Source organism: Marinobacter salinisoli (assembly GCF_017301335.1).
Classification (GTDB): Bacteria; Pseudomonadota; Gammaproteobacteria; order Pseudomonadales; family Oleiphilaceae; genus Marinobacter; species Marinobacter salinisoli.
This window is the reverse complement of the sequence record NZ_CP071247.1, coordinates 792,398-805,423: the sequence shown is the minus strand read 5'-3', so window position 1 is coordinate 805,423 and position 13,026 is coordinate 792,398. Positions and strand designations below refer to the sequence as shown.

Below are 13,026 nucleotides of genomic sequence, written 5' to 3'. Positions count from 1 at the left end.
CTCACGCGGCCTGATGGCGGGCGGTGGAACGGACTTGTTCGGTGATGTCCTGAACGAGCTGGCCATCGGCCTGGCCAATGGGCAGGTCGTACGTGATGGTGGCACCGTAGGCCTGGGGATCGTGGGGGTCTCGACGGACCTTGTCGAACACCAGCAAGCGGGTGCCCAACTGGAAGCCCTCGTGCAGATCGTGGGTGACCATGAAGATGGTAGTGCCGGTCTCGCGCCACAGTTTCAGCAGCAACTGGTGCATATCGTTGCGGATGCCCGGATCCAGTGCGCCAAACGGCTCGTCCAGCAGCAGCACCCGGGGCCGCATCAAAAAGGACTGGGCGATTGCCAGGCGTTGTTGCATGCCGCCCGACAGTTCATGGGGCCACTTGTTCGCGGCACCGTCGAGGCCGACGGCTTCCAGCATGGCATCCACTTGAGCCAGGGCCTCACGCCGGGCCCTGCCAAACAATTTCCCCAGCAGTGGCCGTTGCTCCAGCTCGAGTCCCATGAGGACGTTTTGCCGAACCGACAGGTGAGGGAACACGGAGTAGCGCTGGAAGACGATTCCCCGGTTGCGATCCGGTTCGCCAGGTAGGGGCTGGCCGTTCAGATTGAGCGTGCCGCGTGACGGTTGTTCCTGTCCCAGCAATAACTTGAGAAAGGTTGACTTGCCACAGCCTGACGCGCCAACCAGCGAGCAGAACTCGCCCTGTTGGACCGTCAGGTTGAGATTTTCCAGGATTACCTGATCGCCGTACTCCTTCCAGAGGTGCTTGACGGTAATGAAGCTCATTAGCGGCCTCCTGCGTTGTACCAGGGGAAGAGTCTGCGGTTGGCCAGCCGCAGGCACTGGTCGATGACGATGGCGAGAATGGTGATCCAGATGACGTAAGGCAGGATGACATCCATCGCCAGATAACGGCGTACCAGAAATATCCGGTAGCCCAGGCCTTCCGTGGAGGCGATGGCTTCGGCGGCAATCAGAAACAGCCACGCCGGCCCGAGGCTGAGTCGTACCGAATCGATCAGTCGCGGCAGAACCTGAGGCAATACCATCCGGTTGATGACCTGCCAGGAGTTGGCTCCCAGCGTCTGAATCTTGATGAACTGCTCCTGGGGAAGTTCGCGCACCCGTTGGGCAATGTCGCGCATCATCACGGGCGCCGTGCCAATCACAATCAGCATCACCTTGGAGAGTTCGCCCAGGCCAAAGACGATGAACAGGATCGGAAGAATCGCCAGCGGGGGAACCATCGAGGCGGCGGACACCAGAGGCGCCATGTTCGCGCGGAACAGCGGCAGCGACCCATTGAGTACACCGACCACCAGGGCCAGGCTCGCCGCGATGCCCACACCGAGTCCCAGCCGCTGAAGGCTGGCGAGGGTGTCATTGAGCATCAGGTAGTCGCCGCTGCGCCGGTCTTCCTGGAACGCCATGCGATCGACCGCGGCGGACATCTGTTCGAGGCCGGGAAGAAGCTTGTCGTTGGAATTTTCCGCCAGCCGCTGTTGGGAGGCGACGCCATAGATCAGGACCAGCAGGATAAAAGGAATCAGTCCGAGGATGAATGCGGGCAGCCGGCCCGGATGTCGGTTAATCAAGCGCATGGAACTCACGGAGCGATCTCCTCTGTTGGCACGGCACGGCACTGAAATTGCGATCGATTCAATCTCCCGGGCTTTTGTCCCGCCGTGTAACCTCTCAGAGGTCGGCGACTCTCGGACCAGTCATCCACCATTTCTGTGCATGGTTCACAGCGGTGAATCGGAACCCTAGTCGCCCATTGGTACTGCTTTGGCCGTCGCAGTGTTGCTACGTTCGGTTCAATCGTTGTCAGAACAGCTGCAGTCTGCGTGCCATGTTCCGGCTTTTGTCGATATTTCCAGCGATCGCGGAGGGAATGAGTTGAACTCAGGCGCCGAGTTCGGCAAAAGCGCACCGAAGGAGTGCGTCAGGGATGGGCTTTACGCACCAGATGCTGACTCATCGGGCATCAAGCCGCAGGTACTGCCCCCCGGTTCAACCCCGGCACGCTCTGCTACGACCGCCGAGCCTTGCTGGATAACCTGCCGGTCCCTGGCGGCCCGGCTTTTGTCCACAGGCGGCCGTCAATGGCGGACAGCCCGACGGCAATCAGCGCCAGGCCGCCCAGTTGAAGCGGGGTGACCGTTTCGTCCAGAAACATCACGCCGAGCGCCATCGCGAACACCGGCACCAGCAGGGTCACCAGCGAGACATTGGTGGCGCCGGCCCGCTCCAGCAGCATGAAATACAACACGTACGCCAGTGACGTCGAGAGCAGCGCCAGACAGATCACCGCCGACCAACTGGCCAGACTGGCGGCGATCAGAGCATCGGTGCCCTCCATCACCCAGGCCATGGGTAGCATGATCAGAGCGGAAGCGGTGACCTGGCCGGTGGCGATGACCAGGGCCGGTACCCCCATACCGCTGAACCGGCGCCCGAAGCTTTTGGCAAAAGCATAGGACAGGGTCGCGCCCAGAATGGCCAGTTGCGGCAACAGGGGCGCAGCGCCGGTGGCTGCCGGGACGCCGATCAGGGCAACCACTCCGGCGAATCCCACCAGTACTCCCAGCAGTTTCAGCGGTGTGGCTTTTTCGTCGGGCAGCACCAGTGTCGCCACCACCACGGTAAACAGGGGCGTCGTGGCGTTGAGGATGGAGGCCAGGCCGGAGGCAATCTGGGTTTGGCCCCAGACAATCAGGGAAAAGGGAATGACATTATTGATCAGCCCCATCACAGCAAAAGCCAGCCAGATGGCCGGTGTTCGAGGCAGCGGATAGCGCAACAGCGCGACGACCAACCACAGCCCGAGCGCCGCCAGAGAAACCCGCAAAGTGACAATGGTCAGGGGGGGTAAATCGGTAACGGCCACGCCGACGAAAAAGAATGAACCGCCCCAGAGGACCGACAGCGACAGCAGCAGCGCCCATTCCCGCAGGCCCATGATGAGGTTGATTGGAGTTGCCATGAACACGCCGTGTCAGTGAAAGAACGGCCAAGCCTAGCGGGAACTCAGGTTCATTGCCATCCGATCATGGTCGGCGATCTGTGCGGCGCAAGGTGGCTGGCCACAAAGCCAAAACAAGGGCACGAACACCGTGCCCTCAGTGTGGTTATCTGACCAGATCAAACCGGCCTTACAGTGTCTCGGCCGCGCCCATTTTCATGTACTCGTCGTTAAAGCGCAGCTTTACGTTGCCCTCGTCACCCATGATGGTGCCATCGGGGAACTGGATACCGACGAAATCCGGGCTCATGGCGCCCTGGCCCAGCAGGCCTTTGTCGAACGAGAACTGACGTACGCTGTCCATCGCTTCTGAGGCTTCTTTGCTGTTGATGAAGTCCACCGACATCTGCGGTTCCCAGAACATCTTCATGCCTGCCAGCTGCGCTTCATAGCCGGCCTGATCGGTGCCGGACAGCTTGCCCAGGTAGGCCCGGGCTTCGGCACCGGCTTCGGTGTCAGCCTTCACAATGTTCATGGTTTCGAACCAGGCGCCGACCAGGGCTTTGCCCAGCTTCGGGTTGTCCGCCAGGGTCTCGGTGTTCACCAGAGTCAGGTCCTTGATGTGACCCGGGATCTGGCTGGAGTCAAACAGCTTGGTGGCGCCGGGGAAGCCTTCCACCTCGGTCAGCAGCGGGTTCCAGGTGCCGACATGGCGGACATCGTCGGTCTGGAAGGCTGACACCAGGTCCGCATCGGAAATGTTCACCACGCTCAGGTCGCGTTCTTCGAGACCGACGGACGTCAGCGCCCGTGCCAGCAGATAGTGGGATACCGACAGTTCGACCAGGTGCACGGTTTCACCTTCCAGATCCTCGATGCTCTTGCCATCCTTGGATACCAGGCCGTCGTTGCCGTTGGAGTAATCACCAACAATCAATGCCGTGGTATCAATGCCGGAGGCGGACGGAATGGACAAGCCATCCATGCTGGTGGCCGTCACCCCGTCGAACTGGCCGGCGGTGTACTGGTTGATGGATTCGATGTAGTCGTTGACCTGCACGATATCGATCTCGATGTCGTACTTGTCGGCCCACTTCTTGACGATGCCGTAGTCTTCAGCGTACTGCCAGGGAACCCAGCCCGCGTAGATGGTCCAGGCAATACTGAACGAATCTTTCTCCTCGGCGGCTGCATTCATGGCGGCGCTGGCAGTCAGCAGGCCGATACTCAGTGCGGAACCGAGTCGTTTCAGAACGGTTGGTGATGTCATGGTTATCTCCTAGGTCACTTGCTGTTACGGTTTTTTTGGTTTTGCGTCGTTGTGCTTCCCGAGTCTGCAATGCTCAGGATTCTTCAATCAGCATGATTGGCGTGCCCGGCTGAACCGACTGGCCCGCGTCGCGAAGAATCTCCACCACCCGGCCGCTGACGGGGCTGAGGAGTTCAATTTCCATTTTCATGGACTCGATCACCGCCACCGGTCGCTGGGCGTCGATCCGATCGCCCGGCGTCACCAGACATTCCCACAGGTTGCCCGCCACATGGCTTTCCACCGCGTGTTGACCCTCGGGAATATCCTGCGGCGCATGGTCGGTACCTGTGGCTATGGCTGGCTCTGCGCTGAAGTTGATTTGCCCGGATTCAATCCAGCGCCGCAGCTCTGCATCGAATGCCTGCTGGCGTTTCCCGGTGAAGGCTTCGATATCGGCCTGGTTCTCGGCGAGGAAGGCTTCGTACTGCTTCAGGTTGAAGCGGGTTTCCTCGATCTTGATGGGGTAATCGCCATTGGGGAAATCCCGGCGAATCTGGGCCAGCTCGTCATGGCTGACCTCGTAAAACCGGATCTGGTCGAAGAAGCGCAGCAGCCAGGGGGTACCGGCTTTGAACTCGGCGGTCTCGCGGTAGCGGTTCCACATCTGCAGGGTGCGGCCAACAAACTGATAACCGCCGGGGCCTTCCATGCCGTAGATGCACAGATAGGCACCGCCGATTCCGACCGAGTTTTCCGCGGTCCAGGTCCGCGCCGGGTTGTACTTGGTGGTGACCAGGCGGTGGCGAGGGTCCAGCGGCGTGGCCACCGGTGCGCCGAGATAGACATCGCCAAGCCCCATCACCAGGTAGCGGGCGTCAAACACCGTGCGTTTAACGTCGTCGACGCTGTCCAGCCCGTTGATGCGGCGAATGAACTCCAGATTGCTCGGGCACCAGGGGGCGTCCTTGCGCACCGACTGCATGTACTTGTCGATCGCGGTCTGGCAGGCCTCGTCATCCCACGACAGGGGCAGATGAACAATCCGGGCCGGGACGTCCCAGTCCGGTTGCTGAGCAAGGGCCAGCTCGGCGCTGATCAGGTGCTCGAGCAGGCGGTTCTGATCCAGCCTCAGGCTGTCGTAGTGAATCTGCAGCGAACGAATCCCCGGTGTCAGCTCCAGAACACCGTCCAGTTCGGCGTCCCGCAGCCAGAGCATCAGGGCATGGGCCCGGAAGCGCAGCTGAATATCCAGCTCCATGGGCCCGTATTCCACCAGCAGATAGTTATCGCCCGCTGCCCGGTATACCACACCGGTTGCGTGTTCCTGGGCATCGAGCCGGGCCAGGATGGGGGACACGGGCGTGACGGGTTCGGGCGTCACCGTCATCGCGGTGAGGGTGCGAATGGACTGATCCTGTGCCCGGTGCAGCGCCACTGCCTGATCCTGGCTCACGGGCACAAAGCGCAGTTTGTCACCGGCCTTGAGCTGGCCGAGTTTCCACAGATCGGCGCTGATGACGGTGACCGGGCACACGAAACCACCCAGACTGGGGCCGTCCGGACCCAGGATCACCGGCATATCGCCGGTGAAATCCACCGTGCCAATGGCGTAGGCGTTATCGTGAATGTTGGAGGGATGCATACCGGCTTCGCCGCCGTCACTGCGGGCCCAGCCGGGTTTGGGCCCGATCAGTCGAACCCCGGTACGGCTGGAGTTGTAATGCACCTCCCAGCGGCTGGCGAAGAAGGTATCGATGTCGTCCTGAGTAAAATAATCCGGCGCCCCATGGGGGCCATAGGTCACGTGCAGGGTCCACTCGTCACCGATCGCCGGCAGCAGCTCCTCTGGCAGGCGCTGGACCGGCGCCCACGGGGATTTGCACAGTGGCAGCACGTCGCCAGCGCGCAGGGCCCGTCCGCTGTGGCCGCCGAACTGGCCGAGGGTGAAGGTGCTGCGCGAGCCCAGGTATTCCGGGCAATCGATGCCGCCACGAACCAGCAGATAGGTCCGCGCACCCGCCGCCTGAAGGGTGCCCAGAGCCAGCCGGCCGCCGGCGGGCACGTTGACCACCGTCCAGAACGGTATGGATTCACCGTCCAGCTCCGCGCTCATCGCTGCACCGGTCAGCACGATCTGACTGGCGGCATTGAACACCAGCGTGGGTCCGCGCAGGGTGATTTCCAGGCCCGCCGCCTGTTCCTGGTTACCCAGCAGGCGATTGCCCAGGCGGAACGCGTAACTGTCAAAAGGGCCGGAGGGGGGCACGCCCACTTCCCAGTAACCCGTACGCCCCGGGTAATCCTGAATGGTGGTCAGAGTGCCGCCGGAGATTACATCCAGGGTGTTTGGACGGTAGGTGAAATCGTTCAGGCTGGCGGTGAACAGGCGGCCATCGACGAAGCGCGGATCAGCCAGCACCTGGCTGGCGTAAATCCGGTTGGTCTCGATACCGTAGAGCCGGCAGTCGGCCAGGGTGGCCAGCAGCCGTGCCCGGGCCGCTTCGCGATCATCCGCGTGCACGATGACCTTGGCCAGCATCGGGTCGAACAGCGGCGAAACGTCCAGCCCCGGTTGCAGCCAGTGGTCGATGCGAACACCGTCGCCAGCCGGAAATTGCACCTCGGTCAGCAAGCCTGCGCTGGGCTGGAAGTCCTTGTTCGGGTCTTCCGCGTAAAGCCGGGCCTGAATCGCGTGGCCCCGGGGTGCGAGCGTGGCGGCCCGGTCTGTCAGGTTGGTCAGGCGATTGCCACCCAGCTCCACCATCCATTGCACAATGTCCACGCCGTACACCAGTTCGGTGACGCCGTGCTCCACCTGCAAGCGAGTATTTACCTCGAGAAAATAGAACTGACCGGTGTCGGGGTCATAAATGAATTCCACGGTGCCGGCGCTGCGGTAGCGAATCTGTTCTCCCAGGCGCTGGGCGGTAGTGTGCAGGCGCTGTCGAACCTCGTCACTGAGACCTGGCGCGGGCGCCTCTTCGATGACCTTCTGGTTGCGACGCTGGGCCGAGCAGTCTCGCTCGCCAAGGGTCACCACGGTGCCTTCACCGTCGCCGAAGATCTGTACTTCGATGTGACGGGCGCGCTGCACGAATTTTTCCAGGAACACGCCGCTGTTGCTGAAGTTGTTCTGGCTCAGCCGCTGGACCGAGGCGAAGCACTTTGCCAGCTCCTCCGCGTCAAAACACCGGGACATGCCGATACCCCCGCCGCCGGCGGTGCTCTTGAGCATCACCGGGTAGCCGATGCCGGCCGCCGCGTCGATGGCCTCGTCCACGGACGTCAGCAGGCCGGTGCCGGGTAGCAGGGGCACGCCGGCGGATTCCGCAAGCTGTCGGGCGGTGTGCTTGAGGCCAAAGGCGTCCATCTGTTCGGCAGTAGGTCCAAGAAAAATGACGCCTTCTTGCTGGCATCGGCGGGCAAAATCCGCGTTCTCGCTGAGAAATCCGTAACCCGGATGAACCGCCCCGGCACCGGTGCGGGCCAGGATGTCGAACAGTTTGTCCTGATTCAGGTAAGTGTCGGCGGCGGACCCGCTGCCCAGTGAGATCGCCTCATCGGCCTGACGAACGTGCAAGGAATCGGCATCGGCCTCGTTATAGACCGCCACCGAGGTAATGCCCATGGTTCTGAGTGTCCGGACAATCCGGCAGGCAATGGCGCCGCGATTGGCGATCAGAACCTTGCACGGCCCGGCCGGGGTATTCAGTCCCATAGCAGCACCTCGATCGGGGTCGGGTTGTAGGCGTTGCACGGATTGTTCAGTTGCGGGCAGTTGGAGATCATCACCAGCACGTCCATGGCGGCTTTCAGTTCAACGTATTTGCCGGCATCTGAAATGCCATCGGCGAAGGTCAGACCGCCCTCGGCGGTGACGGGTACGTTCATGAAGAAGTTGATGTTGTGGGTGATGTCGCGTTTGCTCAGGCCCAGCTCATCGTGTTCGGTCACCGCGACCAGCCAGCTGTCGCGACAGGCATGCATGCACTTCTTGTCCAGGGCGTAGCGGGTGGTGTTGCTCTCGGCGGCGCAGGCACCCCCCAGGGTGTCGTGGCGGCCACAGGTGTCGGCGGTGATGTCCAGCATCAGGTTGCCTTCGGAGGAGATCAGCCGGGAGCCGGCCGTCAGGTAGACATTGCCCTGTTCGCGAATGGTATCCACGGCACTGTAGCGTTCGGTGGGGTTGTGGGCGTTGTAGAACAGGGTGTCGGCGGCCTGGTTGCCTTCCAGGTCCAGAATGCGCACGGTCTGTCCGGCTTTCACTACCTTGAGGAAGTATTCGCCGGCCGGCACCGTCGCGCGAAAGCTGGCGGTTTCCGGGTGCAGGTTGCTTTCCAGAATCATGGGTCAGGCCTCCTGCTCGAACAGGTGGTACAGGGCGTTATTGGCGAAGGCGCGGGTGGCCTCGGGCGAACTGGTCTTGCATGGGTCGGCGTCGCTCACCGGGGCGGCCTTGTAAAGCTGGTAACGTAGTGGGAAGCGCGGGTAGTCGCTGGCGGGGTTCAGCGGGTGCGGACAGGTGTGCAGCACCAGCAGGGTGTCCATCTCGAAGCGCAGGTCGACGCTGGCGCCGGCGCGGCTGTGGCCCGGCACAAAACGCAGATCGCCGTCATCGTTGGTGGCAACCTTGCTGAACCAGTTCAGGTTGGCGGTCAGGTCTTTCTTGCCCAAGCCGTATTTGGCCAGTTCGTTGAGGAAACTGTGGGTGCCGTTGCGATGGTAGAGGTTGCGGGCGTCCTGGTAGGTCTTGCGGCCCCAGCGCTGCTCGACCAGTTTGCGGTTACAGGTACCGCTGACGGTGTCGTGCCAGCCCAGGTCGTCGTGGACGATGGAGGCGAACACCCGGCCCATGTCGGAGAGCAGGACATGACCCTGAGTGAGCAGGAAGGTGTGCTGGTTTTTCAGGGTATCCGGCATGTTGTAGCGTTCCAGCGGATTGGCCGGGTTATACATCAGCATGCCGACGTTGGCGCCGCCTTCCTCGTCGATCAGCCGCAGGACATGGCCGCGTCGGATGATGAAAGACCAGTGGGATCCGCCGGGAATAAGATCGTCGTAGAGGGGCAGGGCGGGGTTCGGGGGTGTCGCCGTGTGCAACATAACCTTTTCCTTTAGCCGTTGGTTCAAAGTCACGAGAGGCGTCAGTTACTGAACGTTCCTCCCGGGCTTTTGTCCCGCCGTGTAGCCTTTGGCAGCCAGGCTGCCTGTGGAAAAGGCCGTCAACTCTCGGACCAGGCATCTGCGCGTTGCCCCAGACAGCGGTGGCACCCAACAGATCGGAACCCTAGTTGACCATTTTCAGATTGTGTCGCTTCGATTGTGGTAACAGACACCGACTTCTCGTTGCGTACCCTGATCTATACAGAATCCGTGCCAGCCGAGTTAACGTTCTGAATTGTTTGAATAATGAACAGGGTGAGACGTTTCCGCCCCGGCACGGAGTGCGCGCAGTGCCCCGATATGGTGCCCATGCCTCAGGTTCGAGCGTGAACCTTTGGCAGCGAACTGCGAGGTTCTGTCGTTGTTTTGTAGTGACTTGTACCAACCGCATCTCTACCTACACACACTATCTGCTATGATGCCGGCGCTTTATTAACCTCCTATTTAGTGATCTCGCCATGCCATCCACCGTTCTGCGCGGATTTGCCGCCAACTTTCTGGGCAATGCCCCCGATTGGTATAAACAGCTGATTATCTTTTTCCTCATTATTAACCCGTTGATTGTCTGGACCCTGGGGCCGGGCGTTGCGGGTTGGGTACTGGTTGGCGAGTTTATCTTCACGCTCGCCATGGCCCTGAAATGTTACCCGCTGTTGCCCGGTGGCTTGCTGGCGGTGGAATCGCTGCTGATCGGGATGACCACGCCGGATGCGGTTTATCACGAAGTACTGGCCAACTTCCCGGTGATCCTGCTGCTGATGTTTATGGTGGCGGGCATTTACTTCATGAAAGACCTGTTGCTGGTGACCTTTACCCAGATTCTGGTGGGTGTGCGTTCCAAGTCGGCGCTGTCTTTGCTGTTCTGCGCGGCGGCGGCGCTGCTATCGGCGTTTCTTGATGCGCTGACGGTCACCGCGGTGATCATCAGCGTCGCGGTGGGCTTTTACTCGGTATACCACAAGGTGGCGTCCGGTAAGGGCTACCATCACAACGACCACAACGCGCAGAGCGACGATCACGTGATCGAACTGCACCGCGAAGACCTGGAAGACTTCCGCGCCTTCCTGCGCAGCCTGTTGATGCACGGCGCCATCGGTACGGCCCTGGGGGGTGTCGCTACCATGGTGGGTGAGCCTCAGAACTTGCTGATCGCCAAGGTTGTCGACTGGGACTTCGCCGAGTTCTTCCTGGCCATGGCTCCGGTCAGTCTGCCGGTGCTGGTGGCGGGCCTGTGTACCTGCTGGGCGCTGGAGAAGTTGCGCTGGTTTGGCTACGGCACCCGTTTACCGAAGCCGGTTCGTCAGGTGCTGGAAGAGTTCGCGGAAAATGAGCGTTCCAAGCGCACCAAGGCCGATCAGGCCGCGCTTTGGGTGCAGGCACTGGCGGCGTTGGTGCTGGTGATCGGGCTGGCGTTCCACCTGGCGGAAGTCGGCCTGATTGGCCTGCTGGTGATCATTTTGATTACCTCCTTCACCGGCGTGACCGATGAGCACCAGATTGGCAAGGCGTTCCAGGAGTCCCTGCCGTTTACCTCTCTGCTGGTGGTGTTCTTCGTTATCGTGGCGGTGATTCACGAGCAGCATTTGTTCAAGCCCATCATTGATTTGGTCTTGAGCCTGCCGGAAGACGTACAGCCGGGCTGGTTCTTTATTGCCAACGGTGTGCTGTCGATGATCAGCGACAACGTGTTCGTGGCCACGGTGTATATCAGCGAGGTCAAACAGGCGCTGGATGCCGGCATCATCAGCAGGGAACACTTCCAGAATCTGGCGGTTGCCATCAATACCGGTACCAACCTGCCCAGTGTCGCGACTCCGAATGGTCAGGCCGCGTTCCTGTTCCTGCTGACCTCCGCCATTGCCCCGCTGGTGCGCCTGTCCTACGGGCGTATGGTCGTCATGGCGTTCCCCTACACACTGGTGATGGGCAGTGTCGGCCTGTATGCCGTGGTGAGTCAGATCTGACGCTATGGGTCACAGTTTTCAGCGGTTATTGATGCACAACTTTTAAACTCTGGTAGTCTTGGCTGCATACCAACAAGAATCAGATGTACATGAATAACCGCTGTATCCCGATGCCCGGGAATGCCTTCCGCCTGTTGTTCTGCTCCCTGTGGGCACTGCTCGCCGTTGCCGTTTGCCCGGCTGTCGTCGCGGCGGGTGAGGCACCTGGCAGCGCCGACGTGTTGCGCATAGGCTACAGCGAATTTCCCCCGTTCGAATACCGGGCCGACAACGGCGAGCCCGCCGGTGCGTTTATAGATATCACCCGGGCGCTCGTGGCCGAGGCCGGGTATGAGGCGGAATTTGTCTACCTGCCCACCAGCCGGATCTATCTCTATCTCAAAAAAGGCAAGCTGGATGTCTGGCCGGGCCTCACCAACATACCCAGCCTGCAAGGGCAGATTCTGGAAAGCTGGGCCAGTCCGTTCAGCGATATGCTGAGCGCCTGGCAGCTGAAAACCAGTGCACCCTTAACGCATTTCAACGAGCTGAAAGGCAAAACGGTGATTGTGATTGCCGGGTATACCTACAGCGGCCTGATAGAGTGGTTGAAGTCATCGGATGGGATCCGGGTCACCGAAGCGCCCAATCATCGCGCCGCCATTGAAATGCTGAAATTGAACCGCGGTGATTACCTGCTGGATTACAGTGCGCCGGTGCGCGACATCCTGTCCGACGAGGAACGGGACCTGTTCAGTGAGGTGCCGGTGCGCCGGCGAAGCGCGGCCTGGCTGTTTTCACTGGCCAACCCCCGGGCCGCCACCGTTCGTGAGGTCTTCGACGATGCCTACATGCGGCTGCTGGACAAGGGATTGGTTCCCCCGGTTCAGGACAAAAGCCCCGGTAGGGTGCTGCCCGGTTTTCCGGACGAGTACCTGTAGCGTCTACTCCCCGGTGACCAGCTCCAGATCCCCGTACCAGGCCGTGGCCGACTCACCGGTGTTGTCCGAATCCGACATGATGGCAATGCCCACCAGCCTGGGTGGCGCCTCGCCAAAGGCCCGGCGGTAGTCCGCCACGATATCCCGCTCTACCGTTACCCATTGTCCCACCTGTTCGTTACCGGAGTTCACCGCGATCATCATGGTCTGGTCGGTGTAGGGATTGGCCACGATGTTATCCACCGGTAGCTGGTTGGCCCAGATGTAGTTCAGGGCATTGCCGGGCAGGGTTTCACCGAACAGAACCTCCACCGCGGAGCGCTTGGCGCGTTCAAAGAACCCGGCTTTGTCTTTCTCGAATTCAAACGCAACGTAAATCCTGGCGGGGTAATCGTCGCCGGATTTTGCCCTGGCATTGCCCTGGTCGTAGACGTTCGACACCTTCCAGCGCCAGCGCAGGATCAGCGCATCACCCGGCTCCAGGTCGAGCCGGGTGATCAGTCCCGAGGCGCCGCCACTGGTCTGGGCCCGGACGACCTGGCGGTCGCCGTCGGTCACCAGTTCGTAGCGCGAGTGCTGGTCGATCTTCGGAAACTCGAGCGCTTCCCAGCCGGAACTTTCGCTCAGGTCTTGCAGGCTGGAAAAGCCAGGGATGGGATTGTTATCGGCCCCGGCACTGCCGGCCAGTCCGAACACTACCGCCAGGCTGGCGGTTAGCCAGTTACCTTTCCGGTTCAATCTGCCCACGGTCACCTCCTTTT

The 13,026-nt window shown here is 61.0% G+C and carries 10 protein-coding genes and 2 riboswitches; of the genes, 2 read left to right on the top strand and 8 right to left on the bottom strand.

The annotated features are described in order from the left end of the window. Nucleotide 1: 1 nt before the first annotated feature. The 7 genes from LPB19_RS03695 to LPB19_RS03665 form a co-directional block, all read right to left on the bottom strand. On the bottom strand, nt 2-787 hold the full coding sequence (locus LPB19_RS03695) for an ABC transporter ATP-binding protein (RefSeq protein ID WP_206644770.1): 786 nt from the start codon (nt 785-787) through the stop codon (nt 2-4). Then, nucleotides 787-1,602 carry an ABC transporter permease gene (locus LPB19_RS03690; RefSeq protein ID WP_206645675.1) on the bottom strand — a complete coding sequence of 272 codons (816 nt, stop codon included), beginning with the start codon at nt 1,600-1,602 and terminating at the stop codon, nt 787-789. The genes LPB19_RS03695 and LPB19_RS03690 overlap by 1 nt, the downstream gene beginning before the upstream one ends. Nucleotides 1,603-1,663: 61 nt before the next feature. Then, a riboswitch (guanidine-I (ykkC/yxkD leader) is annotated at nt 1,664-1,782 on the bottom strand. A 251-nt stretch (nt 1,783-2,033) separates the two neighbouring features. Continuing rightward, on the bottom strand, nt 2,034-2,987 hold the full coding sequence (locus LPB19_RS03685; RefSeq protein WP_206644769.1) for a DMT family transporter: 954 nt from the start codon (nt 2,985-2,987) through the stop codon (nt 2,034-2,036). A 169-nt stretch (nt 2,988-3,156) separates the two neighbouring features. Then, nucleotides 3,157-4,236: a putative urea ABC transporter substrate-binding protein gene (locus LPB19_RS03680; protein ID WP_206644768.1), complete on the bottom strand. Its 1,080-nt coding sequence runs from the start codon at nt 4,234-4,236 to the stop codon at nt 3,157-3,159. Between the two features lie 73 nt (nt 4,237-4,309). Continuing rightward, nucleotides 4,310-7,936, bottom strand: a complete 3,627-nt coding sequence (gene uca / locus LPB19_RS03675) for an urea carboxylase (protein WP_206644767.1) — start codon at nt 7,934-7,936, stop codon at nt 4,310-4,312. After that, nucleotides 7,927-8,565 (bottom strand): urea amidolyase associated protein UAAP2, encoded by a 639-nt coding sequence (locus LPB19_RS03670; RefSeq protein ID WP_206644766.1) that lies wholly within the window; start codon nt 8,563-8,565, stop codon nt 7,927-7,929. Before LPB19_RS03670 ends, uca begins: the two co-directional genes overlap by 10 nt. 3 nt (nt 8,566-8,568) lie before the next feature. After that, nucleotides 8,569-9,321, bottom strand: a complete 753-nt coding sequence (locus LPB19_RS03665; RefSeq protein ID WP_206644765.1) for an urea amidolyase associated protein UAAP1 — start codon at nt 9,319-9,321, stop codon at nt 8,569-8,571. Nucleotides 9,322-9,377: 56 nt separating this feature from the next. Then, nucleotides 9,378-9,520: riboswitch (guanidine-I (ykkC/yxkD leader) on the bottom strand. 319 nt (nt 9,521-9,839) lie between these two features. Between LPB19_RS03665 and nhaB the strand changes: the two genes are divergently transcribed. Continuing rightward, nucleotides 9,840-11,345 (top strand): sodium/proton antiporter NhaB, encoded by a 1,506-nt coding sequence (gene nhaB / locus LPB19_RS03660; protein ID WP_206644764.1) that lies wholly within the window; start codon nt 9,840-9,842, stop codon nt 11,343-11,345. A gap of 89 nt (nt 11,346-11,434) precedes the next feature. Then, nucleotides 11,435-12,265 carry a substrate-binding periplasmic protein gene (locus tag LPB19_RS03655; RefSeq protein ID WP_228289200.1) on the top strand — a complete coding sequence of 277 codons (831 nt, stop codon included), beginning with the start codon at nt 11,435-11,437 and terminating at the stop codon, nt 12,263-12,265. 3 nt (nt 12,266-12,268) lie between these two features. Here LPB19_RS03655 and LPB19_RS03650 read toward each other — a convergent pair whose 3' ends face one another. Next, nucleotides 12,269-12,919, bottom strand: coding sequence for a DUF3047 domain-containing protein (locus LPB19_RS03650; RefSeq protein ID WP_407943948.1), 651 nt, complete (start codon nt 12,917-12,919; stop codon nt 12,269-12,271). Nucleotides 12,920-13,026: the final 107 nt, after the last annotated feature.

What these genes read in the sequence shown, in the direction of transcription:
- LPB19_RS03695 (WP_206644770.1), bottom strand. Translation starts at nt 787, where the DNA reads ATGAGCTTCATTACCGTCAAGCACCTCTGGAAGGAGTACGGCGATCAG.
- LPB19_RS03690 (WP_206645675.1), bottom strand. Translation starts at nt 1,602, where the DNA reads ATGCGCTTGATTAACCGACATCCGGGCCGGCTGCCCGCATTCATCCTC.
- LPB19_RS03685 (WP_206644769.1), bottom strand. Translation starts at nt 2,987, where the DNA reads ATGGCAACTCCAATCAACCTCATCATGGGCCTGCGGGAATGGGCGCTG.
- LPB19_RS03680 (WP_206644768.1), bottom strand. Translation starts at nt 4,236, where the DNA reads ATGACATCACCAACCGTTCTGAAACGACTCGGTTCCGCACTGAGTATC.
- uca (WP_206644767.1), bottom strand. Translation starts at nt 7,936, where the DNA reads ATGGGACTGAATACCCCGGCCGGGCCGTGCAAGGTTCTGATCGCCAAT.
- LPB19_RS03670 (WP_206644766.1), bottom strand. Translation starts at nt 8,565, where the DNA reads ATGATTCTGGAAAGCAACCTGCACCCGGAAACCGCCAGCTTTCGCGCG.
- LPB19_RS03665 (WP_206644765.1), bottom strand. Translation starts at nt 9,321, where the DNA reads ATGTTGCACACGGCGACACCCCCGAACCCCGCCCTGCCCCTCTACGAC.
- nhaB (WP_206644764.1), top strand. Translation starts at nt 9,840, where the DNA reads ATGCCATCCACCGTTCTGCGCGGATTTGCCGCCAACTTTCTGGGCAAT.
- LPB19_RS03655 (WP_228289200.1), top strand. Translation starts at nt 11,435, where the DNA reads ATGAATAACCGCTGTATCCCGATGCCCGGGAATGCCTTCCGCCTGTTG.